This is a genomic window from Haloterrigena sp. KLK7 (assembly GCF_037914945.1).
Lineage (GTDB): Archaea > Halobacteriota > Halobacteria > Halobacteriales > Natrialbaceae > Haloterrigena > Haloterrigena salinisoli.
In genome coordinates this window covers 80,062-95,792 of record NZ_CP149788.1, presented here as the reverse complement: position 1 = coordinate 95,792, position 15,731 = coordinate 80,062, and the positions used below count along the sequence as shown (strand labels likewise).

The 15,731-nt window shown below is 62.2% G+C and carries 15 protein-coding genes; 5 read left to right on the top strand and 10 right to left on the bottom strand.

The genetic code is table 11. The features are described 5' to 3' along the window. Window positions 1-306 precede the first annotated feature (306 nt). Window positions 307-1,095: an SDR family oxidoreductase gene (locus tag WD430_RS19415; protein WP_339106091.1), complete on the bottom strand. Its 789-nt coding sequence runs from the start codon at window positions 1,093-1,095 to the stop codon at window positions 307-309. Between the two features lie 245 nt (window positions 1,096-1,340). Between WD430_RS19415 and WD430_RS19410 the strand changes: the two genes are divergently transcribed. Continuing rightward, a complete protein-coding gene (locus tag WD430_RS19410) occupies window positions 1,341-2,102 on the top strand; it encodes an aldolase/citrate lyase family protein (protein ID WP_339106090.1) in 762 nt (253 codons plus the stop codon). 139 nt (window positions 2,103-2,241) lie between these two features. Here the strand turns inward: WD430_RS19410 and WD430_RS19405 are convergent, their stop codons facing one another. From WD430_RS19405 to WD430_RS19390, 4 genes are all read right to left on the bottom strand, one after another. Further along, window positions 2,242-3,546: a TRAP transporter large permease gene (locus WD430_RS19405; protein ID WP_339106089.1), complete on the bottom strand. Its 1,305-nt coding sequence runs from the start codon at window positions 3,544-3,546 to the stop codon at window positions 2,242-2,244. Then, window positions 3,539-4,090 carry a TRAP transporter small permease subunit gene (locus WD430_RS19400; RefSeq protein WP_339106088.1) on the bottom strand — a complete coding sequence of 184 codons (552 nt, stop codon included), beginning with the start codon at window positions 4,088-4,090 and terminating at the stop codon, window positions 3,539-3,541. Before WD430_RS19400 ends, WD430_RS19405 begins: the two co-directional genes overlap by 8 nt. Before the next feature lie 27 nt (window positions 4,091-4,117). After that, window positions 4,118-5,131, bottom strand: a complete 1,014-nt coding sequence (locus WD430_RS19395) for a TRAP transporter substrate-binding protein (protein ID WP_339106087.1) — start codon at window positions 5,129-5,131, stop codon at window positions 4,118-4,120. Between the two features lie 598 nt (window positions 5,132-5,729). Further along, window positions 5,730-6,158, bottom strand: coding sequence for a universal stress protein (locus WD430_RS19390; RefSeq protein WP_339106086.1), 429 nt, complete (start codon window positions 6,156-6,158; stop codon window positions 5,730-5,732). 902 nt (window positions 6,159-7,060) lie between these two features. On the opposite strand from WD430_RS19390, the gene WD430_RS19385 reads away from it, so the two are divergent. Then, on the top strand, window positions 7,061-8,185 hold the full coding sequence (locus tag WD430_RS19385; RefSeq protein ID WP_407067156.1) for a tyrosine-type recombinase/integrase: 1,125 nt from the start codon (window positions 7,061-7,063) through the stop codon (window positions 8,183-8,185). Between the two features lie 241 nt (window positions 8,186-8,426). Here WD430_RS19385 and WD430_RS19380 read toward each other — a convergent pair whose 3' ends face one another. Continuing rightward, window positions 8,427-8,870, bottom strand: coding sequence for a universal stress protein (locus tag WD430_RS19380; RefSeq protein WP_339106084.1), 444 nt, complete (start codon window positions 8,868-8,870; stop codon window positions 8,427-8,429). Window positions 8,871-9,169: 299 nt separating this feature from the next. On the opposite strand from WD430_RS19380, the gene hemE reads away from it, so the two are divergent. Further along, a complete protein-coding gene (gene hemE, locus WD430_RS19375; protein ID WP_339106083.1) occupies window positions 9,170-10,183 on the top strand; it encodes a uroporphyrinogen decarboxylase in 1,014 nt (337 codons plus the stop codon). 493 nt (window positions 10,184-10,676) lie between these two features. Here hemE and WD430_RS19370 read toward each other — a convergent pair whose 3' ends face one another. Continuing rightward, a complete protein-coding gene (locus WD430_RS19370; protein ID WP_339106082.1) occupies window positions 10,677-11,126 on the bottom strand; it encodes a universal stress protein in 450 nt (149 codons plus the stop codon). 117 nt (window positions 11,127-11,243) lie between these two features. On the opposite strand from WD430_RS19370, the gene WD430_RS22635 reads away from it, so the two are divergent. Together WD430_RS22635 and WD430_RS19365 are read left to right on the top strand one after the other, a co-directional pair. Beyond that, window positions 11,244-11,342: a universal stress protein gene (locus WD430_RS22635; protein ID WP_407067155.1), complete on the top strand. Its 99-nt coding sequence runs from the start codon at window positions 11,244-11,246 to the stop codon at window positions 11,340-11,342. 259 nt (window positions 11,343-11,601) lie between these two features. Beyond that, the gene (locus WD430_RS19365; RefSeq protein ID WP_339106081.1) at window positions 11,602-11,958 is read left to right on the top strand and encodes an ArsR family transcriptional regulator; all 357 of its coding nucleotides are present in this window, start codon (window positions 11,602-11,604) and stop codon (window positions 11,956-11,958) included. A gap of 386 nt (window positions 11,959-12,344) precedes the next feature. Here the strand turns inward: WD430_RS19365 and WD430_RS19360 are convergent, their stop codons facing one another. The 3 genes from WD430_RS19360 to hemH all read right to left on the bottom strand — a co-directional run bounded on the left by WD430_RS19360 (window position 12,345) and on the right by hemH (window position 15,600). Beyond that, on the bottom strand, window positions 12,345-13,016 hold the full coding sequence (locus tag WD430_RS19360) for a sugar phosphate isomerase/epimerase (RefSeq protein WP_339106080.1): 672 nt from the start codon (window positions 13,014-13,016) through the stop codon (window positions 12,345-12,347). A gap of 230 nt (window positions 13,017-13,246) precedes the next feature. Continuing rightward, complete coding sequence (gene hemG, locus WD430_RS19355; protein ID WP_339106079.1) at window positions 13,247-14,527, bottom strand: protoporphyrinogen oxidase; 1,281 nt, start codon at window positions 14,525-14,527, stop codon at window positions 13,247-13,249. A gap of 8 nt (window positions 14,528-14,535) precedes the next feature. Beyond that, on the bottom strand, window positions 14,536-15,600 hold the full coding sequence (gene hemH / locus WD430_RS19350) for a ferrochelatase (protein WP_339106078.1): 1,065 nt from the start codon (window positions 15,598-15,600) through the stop codon (window positions 14,536-14,538). Window positions 15,601-15,731 lie beyond the last annotated feature (131 nt).

Sequence of the window (15,731 nt, the reverse complement as noted above, 5' to 3'; positions counted from 1 at the left end):
GGCGTGTTCTCGCGACCAGTGAACGGCCGCGTTCAGAACCGATTCAGCTTTTCCCGGCGGCTGTGACGGTCGTCAATTACACGGCTAGCCGAGCCACGATCGAGAGCCGAACGGCGGCGGAATCACCGCCGGCCGAAAAATACTGTTCTCGCCGAACCGCTTCTGCTCGAGGACGAGGCTATCGTCGGACTCCGGACACTGTTGGCGCCACCGCAGTCTCGTCAGTACCGTTCCGCGTACGGACCCGTCTTGTACTCAGCGGTGGCGCTACACAGCGTTCGTCGCGTGTGACCGGTCAACTGATCGTTAGTAGCCGCCGCCCATCGTGGTCGTGACGCCGCCGTCGACGACCATCTTCTCGCCGTTGATGAAGCTCGCGAGCGGGCTGGCGAGGTACAGCGCGGTGTCCGCCACGTCCTGTGGCTGGCCGATCCGACCGAGCGGCGTCGCTTGCTCGTGTTTCTCGGACGATTCGTTGTCGATCAGCTCGAGGTCGTCCTCCGTCATGGGCGTCTCGATCATGCTCGGGTGGATCGAGTTCACGCGAATGCCCTCGGGACCGAGTCGGTCCGCCAGCGCGTACGTCATCGATTCGACCGCGCCTTTCGACGTGGAGTACCGCACGCCGTCGCCGCGGCCGATAAACGACGTGACGCTGGACATGTTGATGATCGAGCCGCTCCGTCCCGCTTCGATCATGCTCTCGGCAGCCGCCTGAGCGCCGAAGAACACGCCTTTGACGTTGATATCCATGATCCGGTCGAAGTCCTCCTCGGTCGTCTCGAGGAACTCGTTGCTGTGCGTGATGCCGGCGTTGTTGACCATGATCGAGACGCCACCGAGCTCGTCGGCGGCGGCGATCGCTTCTCGAAGGTCCGAAACGTTGGCGACGTTGCATTCGACGTAGGCCGCTTCCTGGCCGTACTCTTGCTGAATTTTCTCGTGCGTCGGGGTACCGCCGCCGCGGGGGTCCGACTGCAGGTCGGCGACGACGACGTTCGCACCGTGCTCTGCCAGCGTCAGGCTGATCGCTCGTCCGTTACCGCTCGAGCCGCCAGTAACTACCGCTACATCATCCGCTAACCAATCGGGCATGATTCCTGTGGTAGTTGTTCACCCACCTATATAAGTGTGCCGCCGCCGCTACTGGCGGAGAAACGGTTCGGAGCACGCAACTCCGCTGCGGACGGGTACGATATTCGAGGAGAGCGATACTGGCGACCGAGCACGGACCGGCGAGTCGCGGTCGACCCGATATCTGGCACCCTGGAGCCGAGAGGATCCCGCGGAGAGCCCTCCGGGCAGCAAGTTTTTAATCGCGGGTGTCGTTTCGTGTACCTATGACGGACGATACACGGCAGTTGTTTCAGCCGGGCGAACCCGCGACGGGGAACTGGATCTCGATCGGTCATCCGGCCGTCGCTGAAATCTGTTCCGAGGGATTCGATTTCGTCGTTATCGATACGGAACACACCGACATGGGACTGGAGACGGTCGGCAATCTGCTCCGGGCAGTTCACCGCGACGCGGCGCCTATCGTCCGCGTCCCGTTGAACGACTCGGCCTGGATCAAGCGCGTCCTCGACCTCGGCGTCGCGGGGCTCATGATTCCGATGATCGAAACCGCCGAGCAGGCGGAGCGAGCCGTCGACGCGATGCGATACCCGCCGGAGGGAACCCGCGGTGTCGCGCCCGCTCGAGCGTCCGATTACGGCCGCACCTTCGAGGAGTATTTCGAAACGGCCGACGACGAGTTGGTCACGATCCTCCAGATCGAAACGGAACGTGGCGTGGAAAACGCGGCGGACATCGTCTCCGTCGACGGCGTCGACGCGGTCATCGTCGGTCACGGAGACCTCTCGGCGTCGCTCGGCGTCTTCGGTCAGTGGGAGGACGAGCGGTTCGAGTCCGCGTTGGACTCAATAGTAACGACGGCACGGAACCACGACAAGGCCGTCGGGATGTTGGCCACCGACCGCGAGAGCATCCACCGCTGGACCGATGCGGGCATCGACTTCCTGATAGCCGGCGCCGATATCGCCTACCTCTCGTCGGGTAGCGACGCGGCGCGAGCGGAGTTCGAGGACCTCGTCGATAACTGATCGAAGTCAAGTCCGGATCCTCCGGTCGCTCGGTCTGGGCGCGTTTTCGAGTGCTCTTTCTCCTCGAGCGATCGGTGCGTGACGAATTCGAGAACGCCGCGCGAGTAGGTGACTGAACCGCTGGAAGGCAAAAGAGGTGTTACGCGAGACCTAAGTAGCGAGGGACGGTGAGGACGATCGAGGGGAAGAGGATCAGCAGTACCAGGGCCCCGAGCAACGGAATGTAGTACGGGATGATCCCCTTGATGATATCCTCGATATCCAGATCGGTGACGCGTTCCAGTGCGAAGAGCACGACGCCGAACGGCGGCGAGATGAGTCCGATCATCAGGGCGACCATCATCACGATACCGAAGTGGATCGGATCGATGCCGATCTGTGGAAGTATCGGGGCGACGATCGGAACGACGATCATGATGATCGCGATGGTCTCCATGAACGTGCCGAGGATCAGGAAGAACAGGGCGAACAGGAGGAGCAGGATCGTCGGCTCCGACGAGATAGTCAGGAGCTGCTCGGTGAGAACCGTCGGCAGGCCCGAGATGGTGAGGACGAACCCGTAGATGTTTGCGAACGCGATGATGAGCGTCAGCACGGCGGTGTCCTCGAACGTGTCGCCGAGGATGGACCAGAGCTTGCTCGGATCTAAGTTTCGGTAGTAGAGCCCGCCCAGCACAACCGCGTAGATTCCGGCGACGGCGGCCGCCTCGGTCGGGGTGAACAGACCGGTCGCGATGCCGCCGATGATGATCGCCGGCGCGATGAGGCCGGGCAGCGCCCGAATGCTCGTCTCGAAGAGTTCGCGGAGGCTGAACGCCTCTACGGTCGCCGTGCCGCTCCTCAGCGCGCCGACGGTGATGAACGCCATGAGGCCGAGGCCCATCACTAGGCCGGGGAGGATCCCGGCGAGGAAGAGGGCCCCGATCGAGACCTGCGCGGTCACACCGTAGACGATGATCGGAATACTCGGCGGGATGATCGGGCCGATGGTCGAGGACGCGCCGGTGATTCCGGCCGCGGTCGGACCGTCGTACCCGCGGCTGGTCATCGCTTCGTACTCGATGGACCCGAGCCCGGCGGCGTCCGCCACTGCCGCGCCGCTCATCCCGGAGAAGATGATACTCACCACGACGTTCACGTGGCCGAGCCCGCCGGGGAGCGGACGAACGAGCGCTTCGGCGAAGTCGAAGATGTCGTCCGTCAGGCCGATCGAGTTCATCATCCGCCCCGCGAACAGGAAGAACGGAATCGCGAGCAGCGTGAAGCTGTTTAGCGAGCTGTACATCTGATTCGCGAACGTCTCGACGGTCCACGTCGGACCGACGCCGAGCAACATTACCAGCGCGGAGACTAATCCGAGTGCGAACGCGACGTGAACGCCGAACACGTACATGACTAGCAACGGCACGACGAACAGCATGGCCAGCACTAGCGGATCAGTCATCGTTGACCACCCGGACGTCCGGCTCCGTGGCTTCGCCGGTCCAGATCCGCGCCGTCTGCTCGAAGATGAACACGATGCAGAGGCCGAACACGGCGATGAGGTAGATCATCAAGTATCCGACCTTCAGCCAGCCGACCGTCGGGAGCGACTGCAACATCGTTCGCTCCAGGATGGTGAACCCGGATAGCACCACGATCGAGCACATCACGACGACCAGGACGTTCGAGAGCGTGATCATGAGGTTCCGAATCGAATCGGAGACCATCCGCAGCAGCGGTCGTACCGAGATGTGATTTTCACGTCGCATCGCGTACGGAACGCCGGTTAGCGTCATGAATACGAGCAGGTATCGAGCGACTTCAGTCGTCCAAACGCTCGGGAAACTCACCGGAACGAATCGGAAGAGTATCTGTAGCCCGACGATCACTCCCATCGTCGCCAGGGTGAGCTTCCCGAGGCCGCCCAGCAGCTGTTCTATCCTGTCCATCAGGGGACCGGCAGACATCGCGGAATTCAGGGTGACTATATCTCGTATGCTAGTCATGGTGTTCTCTATTCACGTTCATCCACGTTAGGCTAACGACTGCACGTCTTCCAGGCTCGGCTCCCAGCGGTCGCTGAAGAACGCTTCTAACTGCGGCTCCGCGGCGCTCCGGAACGCGTCTTGGTCGACATCATCACTGGAGACGACCGTTACGTCGTGCTCGTCTTGTACCATCTGGTAGAGCTCCTCCGCTTGGGACCGAGTCTCCTCGTTGCCCCACTCGATCGCTTCGTCGAGCGCCGTCTGCATCGCTTCCTGCTCGCTTTCGTCCAGACTCTGCCACCGATCCTCGTTGATCACCCAATTCTGCGTCTGGAGGAGATGATCGGTCTGCGAGAAGTGCGTTTGCACCTCGTACAGGCTGGAATCCACGAACTGTGCGATCGGTCCCTCGGAGGACGACACGACGCCCGTCTGAAGGGCCTGGTACAGTTCGTCGTACGGAACGGGCGTCGCCTGGGCGCCGATCTCTTCCCAGCTGTTGACCCACGTCTCGAACTCGGGGAGTCGCATCTTGATGCCCTCGATATCGGACGGCTCGCTCACTTCTTTGTTCGCGGTCGTTCCTCGAAGCCCGCGGAACGCCGACCCCAGGATTCGCTGGTTGGCGTCGTTTATCAGTTGATCGTTGAACCCGCCGTCGCCGTAGACGTACTCGTCCATGAGCGCCTGAAAGTGCTCCCAGTCCTCGGCGACGAACGGCGCTTCCAGGAACCCGTACTCGGTACCGTACGACTGGGTGAGCGCCGTCATCGCGACGCCGTGGCCAGCGATACTCCCGGAGGACGTGGCGCTTATGTGATCTTCCTCTCCGCCGAGGCTCACGTACTCGATGCTCAGGCTTCCGTCGGTCTCGTTCGAGACGTTCTCTCCCCATCGCTCGAGGAGTTGTACTTGCGGGTGATCTTGGTTGAACGTCGCAGCGATCTGGAAGGTGTCCCCGGACGCCCCATCGCCGATACAGCCGGCGAGAGCGCTGATACCGAGCGTTGCAGTGCCACCGATAGCTTTCAATAGCGGTCTCCGTCCTTGTTCTGCCATGGTATCCCATACTACACAAGAAGCTAATTATGCATAAAGATTGGGGGGATTACCTCGTTCTAATTCATTAGCAGGCTGATTGTACAAGCGAGTCGAACTGATCGGAGCGTATCGGGATCAGCTGCACCCCCTGCTAGCGAGGAATCAGACCTCGCATTAACGCTCGAGTGGGTAACGGAGCGTCCCCGAGTGGGTAACGAAGAGGAGCATACCATCGAATACGAGGGGTATCGATGGTCCGCTTTTCCGTGCACGCGTATAGAACGGAATAGCCAACCGGCGCTAGGAGTCACTCCCGATGAAGCGCTAGGACTCTTCGGCGAGAAACCGGCCGAATAGGTGGCGTATTGAGAGCCTCTCTAGCGACTATGACCCGAAAGAGGCCGACAGACTCGTTCGCACCATACCGGTTATTTGCCTTCGCGAGATGAGAAGCCAGACGGTGTCAGCATCGGTCAGCGACGCTCGCACATCAACCGATCTACGGGTTCACCCGAGCAGTCGATCCTGCACTCTGTCGCGATACACGCCGCGATCGGTCCCCGACCGGTGTCGAAGCGCACGAGAGATCGCTACGGACCGTACTCCGGTTCGCTCGCTAGCCCAACACGGACACGACCGGCCGGTTCGTGTTGAGAAGGATGGACTGAGCGACGCTCCCGAAGAGCATCTTCCCCGTTTGCGACCGCCGCCGGGGACCGACAACGATGTACCGCGCATCGTGGTCCTCCGCGTACTCGATGATTTCGTCCGCCGGATCCCCGATCCGTCCGATTTCCGTCGTTTCGACCGAGACGGGATGATCCTCGAGCAGGTCCGTCACTACGCCTGCAGCAACTGCGCGCAACTCCGATATCTCGACGCCCTCGTCCTTGCTGATGCCCGTGGTTTCGGCGTCGATAGCCTCTGATCGCGTCATCACGTGGATGACGTGTAGGGACTCTCCGAACTGGTCGGCTAAGGTGGCCGCCTGGTCGAGAACGGCTGGCGCTCGCTCCGAACGGTCGACTGCTGCAACGATTACCATGCTCAATTCTCACAATCCGAATTATTATAATTGTTTCTCCGCTGTGACTGCTTGAGTCCGTCTGAACGACTCACTCGGGAGGCCCGCGGTTCGCTCTCTCGAGGATTCCGAGGGTCAGTAGCTCAGTCGGAATTCGCTTCTCGCTAATCCGTTGGGGGCGGAGACGGGGATATCTACTCTCTTCACCCCTCCTCGAGGATACTTCATTGGTTTTCCCCATGATCGAAAATAGGATCTCAGTATTTTCTTTCATTGGCGGAATCCCAAGAGGGTTTCTAACCCATCTGGAGCCGCGTGGATAGAACTCTGTTTCGCATCTCGCTAAAGAGGCCGTTCGTCCCAATTTGTTCTCCCGCTAACGACGTTCAGTCGCTGTTCAGCGAATCCGGTGAGAAACGGGACGGACGAGTTCAGCGTTGCCACGCATCTCGTCCCGTGGCGAACTGAGAACAACTGGCATCGACTACGGCATACGGGCCGTTTACACCCGTACTCCTGTAATAATCCTGGCCGGCTTTCGGACAGGAGACAAGGTGGCCCGCAAACGCTATCGTTCCGATCGGTCGTTTGAGGGTCACACAGTAAGGGACAGACGCCGACGTACGGCCGGCATGTTCCCGGTTCACCTTTTCGTGCGGTGCATCCAGATGGGCTCGCAGATGAACGGAACGCGCATCGAAGATAGCAATATCGCGTCGAGGGGACGTTGGATAACCCTGCACACGATCCGTGATCCAGAACGCATTCGTGTGCCGTATTCGTCATCCGATCTCCGTGGAGTAGTTATCTTCTTCGAACACACTTGATTAGTGTGGTTTTATAAGAGTTCGCTCCATCTCTGGATCACGAACGATGAACTGGAACAGGAGGCGGGACGGTGATCGAGCGTGAGTTCCGAACCGATGCCGGTCGGTGACCCGCTCGAGGACTTCCTCCAATCGAAGTCGAAGGGCGGCGCAGACAGCGGCAACTACCGGCGGAACCTCGAGCGCTGCGTCGAGGACTTCCTCGGGTGGCTCGAAGCGGACGCGCAATCCGGCACGACGTTCGACGAGATCGACGAGCGGACGTTCCGTCGATATGCCCGCGAACTCACCACTCGCGATCTCACACCGGGGACGATCCGGACGTACTACGCGCAGGTGAGCGCGTACATCGGCTGGTGCGTTCGCGAGGGGCTCCTCGAGGCGAACTACGCGCAGCGAAACCTCGCGAAGGAGCCCCTTCCCGAGAACGACGGCCGTCGATCGGGCGATCAGCAGGCCTGGACCGACGAACACCGACTCCTGATCACGCGCCACGTCGACGAGCGCGCCCACGACGCCGCTGACGAGAAGGGGTTCGGCGCGATCAAAGCGTTCCGCGACCGAGCCCTCGTCTACATCCTCTGTTACTCCGGCGTCCGCGGCGGGGAAATCTTCGCGGATCCAAAGGACGACCGTCGGAACGGGCTCCGGTGGGGCGACGTCTCTCTCGAAGACCGGAAGATGACCGTCCTCGCAAAGAAGCAGGACTGGTCCGATCGATCGCTGACGGAGCAAGCTGTAAACCCTATGCGACGATATCGAAGATTGCTCGATCCCGCGAGCGACGAGTGGCCGGTGTTTCCGACGTTTCACCTGCCTTCGCTTTACGAAACGCTTCGGACCGAGTTGCGAGCCGAACACGGTTGGACGACGGACGAAGTCGAGACGTTCGTCGATGATCTCACGGGCCAAACCGAGGTGTTCGAAGCGCTGCGTGGCCACGACATCGCACCTCCCTCAATCAACACCGACGGCGCTCGCCGGATCATGCGCAGACTCTGTGCGGACGCGGATCTCGAACTCGAGGGAAAGCACGGGTATCTCGCTCCACACGGGGGACGTCGCGGCGCCGGGGAAGTGATGGTTCGCCAGCGCGGATTCACCGCTGCGGCTCGACTTCTGGACAACAGTGAGGAGGTCGTTCGGAAATCGTATTCGCATATCGAAGCCAAGGAGATGGCAGAAGACGCCGGCGAGGCGTTCACTGAACACGACAATTGACGTCGCAGGCCCGCGAACGCGTTCGGATTCCCACACGCTCGAGGCAGGCGATATGGAATACAGATACGGCCACCGGTCCGGCGAGACCGCGACTAGTTCGGCTTCGGTAGGACGAACAAATGGCCCGCTCTCCGATGCGACGGGAGCAGGGACGTCGCTTTCTGGCGCAGTCGCCGCCAACCTCCACCACGAGTCGGGCAAAAGAAACGCTGAATCGAGGTCACGGTGCGTCGCTTCGGACTCACTCCCGCCGGACGAACACCACCGGGCAAGGAGCCGAGAGCAGTACCTCCTGTGTCGTCGACCCGAAGATGGCTTTTCCGGCCGGCGATCGCTTGTCGCCGGCGATAACGAGGAGGTCCGCGTCAGCCGCGAGTTCGACGATGGTGTTCGCGTGCGGCCCGATGGAGGTGCTCACGTCGTACTCGAGACCCTCGGAGTCGAACCGATCGACGATGGTCCGAAACGTTCCGTGTTGATTCGCGATCCGTTCGGGAGCGATCTCGGTTTCGTCGTCCAGACCGAGACTCGTCGTGGTGTTCTCGTACTCTTCGTCCGTGAACACCTGTGCGACTTCCACGCGGGCGTTCGCCGGCTTTGCGATATCGACTACTGTCTCTGCGAGTTTCGAACCCAATCCTTCATCGCCGGGTTTACAGGCGAGAAAGACCGTTTCAAGTCCCATGTATCATTGATACAGTGAACAGGACTTAAACCTATTCCCCGCGGAAACAGGAGCGGAACGAGTGCGTCTCCGTCCGGAACGGGGAGGCGCTGGGAGCCGACGGTACGCGTCGCTGATCACGGGCACCGCCGTGACTGCGACCTGCTCGAACGGGAGGTGGACACGGAGGTCGGGCGTCCGCGTCGTCGAGGACGGTCTCGAGGCGATCCGTATCGATCTCGGCGGGGTCGCGTCCCTCCCCAATCGATCCGGCGGATGACAACCGAAACTACTCTTTACTCGGTGGGCGACGTCCGAGTATGACCACACCACTCCTCGTTCGAGCGGCGCGGGGCGAACGCACCGAACGGCCGCCGGTTTGGATGATGCGCCAGGCCGGACGGCATCTCCCGGAGTACCGGGAGATCCGAAACACGCACTCGTTCCGCGAGGCGATCGAAACGCCGGAGATCGCCGAGACGATCACGCTGCAGCCGTACGAGCGGTACGACGTCGACGGCGTCGTGATGTTCTCCGATATTCTCACGTGTCTCGAGCCGCTCGGGTTCCACTACCGCGTCGAGTCCGGCGTCGGTCCGGTCGTCGAGAACCCGGTCGACGGCCCCGACGACGTGCCGTCCACCCACCGCGACGTCGAGACGGAACTGGAGTTCGTGTCCGACCTGCTCGACCGGTTGTCCGAGTCGGTCGCCGATACGGACGCCGTTATCGGATTCGCCGGCGGTCCGTTTACGCTCGCGTCGTACGCCGTCGCCGGCGGCGTCGACCACCGGAACGGGGCGATCCGTCGGTTCCGCGCCGAACAGCCGGCCGCGTTCGAGCGCCTCCTCGAGCGGTTCGCGGACGTCGTGACGGAGTATCTTCGACTGCAGGTCGACCACGGGGCGGACGTCGTCCAGTTGTTCGACACCTACGCGAGCGTCCTCCCGCCGCAGGACTACGAGGAGTACGTGCTCCCGCTCCACCAGCGGATTCTCTCCGCGGTCGACGCGCCGACGATCCTGTTCGTCCGCGGGATGGGCGGTCGACTCGATCAGCTCCGAACGGCCGGTTCCGACGCCGTCTCGCTGGACTGGACCGTCGACATGGGGCGTGCGCGAGAGGAACTCGGGACGATTCCCGTTCAGGGCAATCTCGATCCGACGATCCTGTTCGCCGACTCCGAGACGGTCCGAAATCGGACCGCGAAGCTGATCGAGTCCGCCGGGCCGCAGGGGTACATCTGCAACCTCGGCCACGGAGTGAACAAGGAGACGCCCATCGAGTCGGTCACCGCGTTCGTCGAGACCGCGAAAAACTGGGAGTGGGACTAGACCGGTCGCTCCGAGAGCGCGAGCGGGAAACCCATTCGATCCGTGTCGTTCCATGCGAGACGCACTCCGAGAACTGCTCGGTCGAGTGCACTTCACTGCAGCTATCGTCGGGAGTTTCTCGTAACACCGACCACGATCCAACCACGTGTCCGAATCCGTCGGCGGTCCGTCCGATCGCAAAAGGACTAGTCTTCGAAGACAGAGATCGGTATCGGACGGAGTCTGAAAGCGGTTTGCGACTGGGGACGACCGCGACCACAACTAGCGATTACCGGGACGCCAGAGCGCAACGGGACTTCTACTGACACTCGCCGCTAGTAGCTACACCGTACGGCGTCCCAATGTCGAATTACCTCGACCGTACACGGCTGTATCCGTCGGTTAACTCGTTCGTGCTGAAGATGATTCAGCTCCTCGAGGAGCGTACTCTCTACAATAGGGCTATTGCGACAGTATTGTCTGCGGCGGTGGACGATGATCCATCCGCGTCCGACTACGCATCTTTCGTCTCGGTCTCGTCGGCCGACACCAGAACGACGGGGATCGAGAGGTCACGGACGAGTGCCTCGCTCGTGCTGCCTAGCAGAATCGTTTTGAACGTCGACTTGCCGCGTTCACCGAGAACGACGAGATCGATACCCTCCGCGTCGACGTAGTCCGCGATCTCTGGTTCGGGGACGCCCGTCCGGAGGCGACTGACGAACGGGACGTCCGTCGCCCGACTCTCGGCAGCGACGTCCTCGAGCACGGCTTCGCCTTCGGCGCGGAGATCCTCCTCGATCGTCGTCGGATCGACGACGCCGGTATCGTATCCGATCCGGGTTTCGATCACGTAGAGTACGTGAAGCGTCGCGTCGTACGTCTTCGCGAGGTCGATCGCGTGAACCGTGGCTTCGCGCGCACACTCGCTTCCGTCGGTCGCGAGCAAGATGTCGGAGTACATGTGCGACCGTACGTCGGATCGCCGTCCGTATAGGTCGCGGGTTCGAACGGGCCGTCTGCGAGACGATGGACGCTGGGGCCGAGACGCTGTTCGAGACCGCACGGGTGATCGCCGACGATTACGACCGCAACCGTCGTCGGCGAACCGATCCGGCACATCGTCGAGTTCGCCGAGGAGAACGACGTCGATCAGATCGTTATCAGCAGCCACGGCTGATCGGACGTCGCCGATACCGAACCCCCTTCTCGAGTCCGACGTTGCGACGGATAGCCTGCCCACCGTCTCGCCGGATCGCGTGCGACGGTAGCGGTGTCAGCGATCGATTGCGATCCGGGCAGTGCACGTCGTTCGACGGCTCTGCGTCGCGTTCCGATATCAGTTCACGAGACACTCAGATAAATCAATTCGTGTCAGACAGTAGGAATACGGTCTAGATACTTGAGGCCGTACGATGATAGTTGACTCGACGGACCACATGACCTCGTGTTCAATCACCGACGAGAACGGTATCGAGCAATGTACCTGTGAGAGAGACGCGATCATTGGACTCCTCGCGAACACCCGACGACGAGCGATCGTCTCGCTACTCGAGACGGTGGACGACGACTGGGTCCGGTTCGACCGACTGGTCGACGAGTTATCGGCCTCGGACGATAGCGTCAGCGCCGAAACGCTGGCGATCGAACTCCATCACCAGCATTTGCCACCGCTCGAGGACCAGGGAGTGATCGAGTACGACGCACACGGTGAGACGATCCGATACTACCACTGTGAACTCGTCTCAGACGTTCTCGACGTTTTCGAAACGAGTCATCCCCGCGAAGGAGAGTAACGTATTCCGGGTCGAAAAGCGTCCGTCAGGTCGAGTCCGCGGGAACGGGAACTGACACCGTCGTCGATCTCCGGAACGAGGACTACCGCGGCCCTGAGAATTGGACTGGGTCATTGCGGTGGAGCATCGCGGCTCCGATCGACCCGATCTCGAGGCGACCGGAGCGACTGCGCGGGAGATCGTTGAACTGATATGGATACTCGAGTCTGAATCATACGGTACATTTCACTTCGGGCTCCCTCGAGAGGAGCGGAATTCTTCCGCCCGTATAATCATTACATACGTATGGTTGTAATGAATACTGATAATATCCCGATATATGACGGGTGATGGATCGCTCGCATCTACCGCAGAGAAATGGATAGAAAGCGGATATGTCTCGGGATTCAATCTCGATATCTCCGAATCACGGGGTACTTCCGGACGACGCCGTAGTCGATTTCGCCGGCGCCGAGCGGGAGGTGAGTGTCACCGCGGCTCCGAGCGTCGTGGACGTGGAGGTGCGAGACGAGGTCGCCGTACTCCGAGAGAAATCGATCGACGCCCTCGTCGCCGTCTTCCATGTACGCGTGTCCGATGTCGAAACAGACGGCGGTCCCCGTTTCGTCCGCGAGATCGCCCAGCACCGAAAGCGGCAGCCCGCGCTTCTGATGGCCGACGTTCTCGACGACGAGCTCCACGCCGGCGTCGGCGGCGGCCGTTCCGATCGCGTCGAGCTGGTCGGCGAAGAGCGGTCGGAGGTCCGTATCGTGCGGATTCCGAGCCGTTCCGTGAAGCACGGCCTTCCTCGCGTCCGCTGCGCCGGCCCACTCGAGCAGCCGCGCCAGATAATCGACGATCGCGTCGTTGAGTTCGGGCACCGGCGTCGCTACGACCTGCTCGAACGGCAAGTGAACGCAGAGATCCGCGTCCGCGTCGGCGAGAATCGACTCGAGTCGGTCCGCGTCGATCTCGTTCGGATCGCTCCCTTCGCCGATCGACAGCTCCGCGAGGTCGAACCCCTCGATCGTTCGCTCCGTTCGCTCGATCGACTCGCCGACGGTGAGGCCAACGTCCATACGCACGCGTCCGCTGCCAGCGACATAGTAGCGCCGGACTCGGCGGGCCACAGTGAAACGTCGCCGTGCTCGCGCAAAGGTCGTCGCGACGAGTTCGACGGCGCATCGACGATCGACGGCAGCGAACCGGTACTCGTACTGGAACGGTGTTCGTCGAGACCGCGAAAACCGCGAGGATAGATCGGTTCCGTTCCCGGACGAAGACAGCGGGTAGCGAAACCGAGTCGCACTCAGCTGTTGCCGCCACCGTCTGCGAACGTCTCCGCGAGGCGGTTCGCTTCGCGAACGCGAGCGGGAACCCCCATTCGGGCCGTGTAGTTCGTCGCGAGGTGGATCCGCTCGGGGAGCTGCATCCGGTCGAGTGCGCTCCACGACGAATCGTACGCCGGAAACGCCGCCGGGAGCGTTTCGACGTGCAAGACGTCGGCCTCGGCGCCCAGTACGCGCTCGAACTCTCGAGTCGCGATCCGTCCGATTTCCGCGCCGTCTCGATCGAGAATCTCGCCGTCGTTCATGCCGCCGAGGAAGGCCGTGTAGACGCCGTCGCGGTCGAACAGGCTCGCGTTCCAGGACACGCCGAGGGTTCGGAGCGGTTCGCCGCGTCGAACCTGATACCCGAATCCGGTCGCGTCAGCGTCCGAGACGAGATGCACGAGCGCGAGCGGGTTGTAGGTGAGTTCGTCGAGCGCCGCCGCCGTCCGCGGGACGTGCTCTCGGAGCAGGTCCGCCGTCTGGCCCGCTGGCGTCGTCAGGACCACCTGGTCGAATCGCTCGACGTCGCCGTCGGCCGTCGTGACGGCGACCTCGTCCTCCGCTTCGCGTATCGATCGGACCGGCGTTTCGAACCGAATCCGGTCGTCGTGTGCGTCCGCGAGCGCCAGCGGGAGCTGCTGTAATCCGCCCTCGAACGAGGCCGGGGGCGGCGACTCGCTCGAGCCGAGGAGCCGTTTGGCGGCGGGCACGAGCAAGTTCCCCTCGCGTCGCTCGAGTTCGAAAATCGGCTCGAGCGCGTGTCGTGCGGGCATCTCGGCCGGGTCGGAGCCGAACGTCCCGCCGAGAATCGGACCGACGAGGTTGTCGTAGGCCTCCCGTCCGAACTTTCGGGTGAACACGTCCGCGACGGACTCGTCGGGCTTTGCATCCCCGGTCAACGGCTCCGCGAGAACGCGAAGCTTCGCGGGCCAGGAGAGGAGATCCGTTTCGAGAAACCCGCGCAGCGACCGCGGGACGCGCCGAAGTCGCCCGCCGCTGTAGACGTACAGCGGGAGCGAGTCGGCGGCCGCGACGAGGTCGCCCCGCAGCTCGACCGCGTCGACCAATTCCGCGATCGGCTCGGTGAGTCGCAGGCGCTGGGGTCCGACCTCGACGACGCGGCCATCGACGACTCGGGAGTCGATGACACCGCCTGGGTCGGCGGCGGCTTCGTAGGTGACGCTGTCGACGCCTCGTTCGGCGAGCGAATGCGTGAGCGTGAGCCCCGTAATTCCCGCTCCGACGATTCCGATACGCATCCTGCGAGTCACTCGTCCCGCGCTGCCGACTCGTTCCGTCGGGCGTTGAGGCACATCGCGGTCGGACTGTCCCGGCACGTACACGACTGGAACCCGTAGTACTCCGGATCGAAGTCGGCGACGAAGGGCTCGACGAGGTCGGCCAGGAGTTCGATGAAGCGGGAGTCGTCGTAGGGAACCGGCACCCGGAAGAACTCCGTTCCCTGCGCTTCGGCCTCCTCGCGGAGTTCGATATCGAGTTCGGAGAGCGTCTCGCTCTGTTCGTGCATGAAGCTGACGGGGTCGACGACGATGCGTTCGGCGTCGAGGTCCTCGACGACGGACTCGACGTCGGGCTCCGTCCACTCGACGTCGCGGTTCTCGTGGTTCTGGTAGCCGAGTTCGTAGCCGGGTGAGCCGAGCATTCGACCGATGATTTCCGTGTATTCCTCGACGTACTGCGCGTACCGGCTTCCCTCCTCGAGATAGTACTTCGGTGTGCCGTGGGCCGAGAACACGAGTCGGGTGTCGCTGCCCAGTTCGAGGCCGTAGCGCTCGAGCGCGTCGCGGATCGCGTCGGCGCGCACTCGCAGGTACGCCGAGTGCGTGTGCCAGCCCGTGATCTCGTGGTAGTCCGGGTCCCAGCCCTGGTCGTCGACGGCCGCAGAGAGGTCCTCGAGGGCCTGAACCGTCGTCGACGGGCCACAGAGGGGATAGAGCGGGAGTCCGATGAGCTGCGACACGCCGTCGTCGAACGCGGCCGCTGCCGCGTCCTCCACGAAGGGCTCGGTGAACTGGAACCCGTTGTACGTCGTCACGTCGTAGCCGCGGTTCGCGAGTTCGGACTCGAGCAGTCGGGCCTGCTTCTCGGCGTGAGCGTTTAACGGCGAGCCGCCGATCGCTTCGTACTCTTCGATCAACGCGGGGACGCGACGCTCTGCCAGTTCGTGGGCCCGTTCGCGGGCGGCGTCCGGCGTGGTGTCTCCTTCGATCTCCATGTTCGCGAGGAAGATCCGCTCGAGATAGTCCACGACGGCATCCCGTGCCGGTTCCGATGGTTCGCCGAAATTGAGGACAGCGATCCCAGTTGCCATAGTCGGATAGGGGTACCCAGTCGATTCAAAGGTACCGATCCGGTCCCAGTCGATGGGAATTGACAGCTACCGTTTCGGTTTCAGCTTCCATTGCATTCCCGAACCAGACCGTACTCTCCGTATCGCATGGA

What these genes read in the sequence shown, in the direction of transcription:
- WD430_RS19415 (WP_339106091.1), bottom strand. Translation starts at nt 1,095, where the DNA reads ATGCCCGATTGGTTAGCGGATGATGTAGCGGTAGTTACTGGCGGCTCG.
- WD430_RS19370 (WP_339106082.1), bottom strand. Translation starts at nt 11,126, where the DNA reads ATGTACTCCGACATCTTGCTCGCGACCGACGGAAGCGAGTGTGCGCGC.
- WD430_RS19390 (WP_339106086.1), bottom strand. Translation starts at nt 6,158, where the DNA reads ATGGTAATCGTTGCAGCAGTCGACCGTTCGGAGCGAGCGCCAGCCGTT.
- WD430_RS19410 (WP_339106090.1), top strand. Translation starts at nt 1,341, where the DNA reads ATGACGGACGATACACGGCAGTTGTTTCAGCCGGGCGAACCCGCGACG.
- WD430_RS19385 (WP_407067156.1), top strand. Translation starts at nt 7,061, where the DNA reads ATGCCGGTCGGTGACCCGCTCGAGGACTTCCTCCAATCGAAGTCGAAG.
- WD430_RS19365 (WP_339106081.1), top strand. Translation starts at nt 11,602, where the DNA reads ATGACCTCGTGTTCAATCACCGACGAGAACGGTATCGAGCAATGTACC.
- hemG (WP_339106079.1), bottom strand. Translation starts at nt 14,527, where the DNA reads ATGCGTATCGGAATCGTCGGAGCGGGAATTACGGGGCTCACGCTCACG.
- WD430_RS19395 (WP_339106087.1), bottom strand. Translation starts at nt 5,131, where the DNA reads ATGGCAGAACAAGGACGGAGACCGCTATTGAAAGCTATCGGTGGCACT.
- WD430_RS19380 (WP_339106084.1), bottom strand. Translation starts at nt 8,870, where the DNA reads ATGGGACTTGAAACGGTCTTTCTCGCCTGTAAACCCGGCGATGAAGGA.
- WD430_RS19360 (WP_339106080.1), bottom strand. Translation starts at nt 13,016, where the DNA reads ATGGACGTTGGCCTCACCGTCGGCGAGTCGATCGAGCGAACGGAGCGA.
- hemE (WP_339106083.1), top strand. Translation starts at nt 9,170, where the DNA reads ATGACCACACCACTCCTCGTTCGAGCGGCGCGGGGCGAACGCACCGAA.
- WD430_RS19400 (WP_339106088.1), bottom strand. Translation starts at nt 4,090, where the DNA reads ATGACTAGCATACGAGATATAGTCACCCTGAATTCCGCGATGTCTGCC.
- hemH (WP_339106078.1), bottom strand. Translation starts at nt 15,600, where the DNA reads ATGGCAACTGGGATCGCTGTCCTCAATTTCGGCGAACCATCGGAACCG.
- WD430_RS19405 (WP_339106089.1), bottom strand. Translation starts at nt 3,546, where the DNA reads ATGACTGATCCGCTAGTGCTGGCCATGCTGTTCGTCGTGCCGTTGCTA.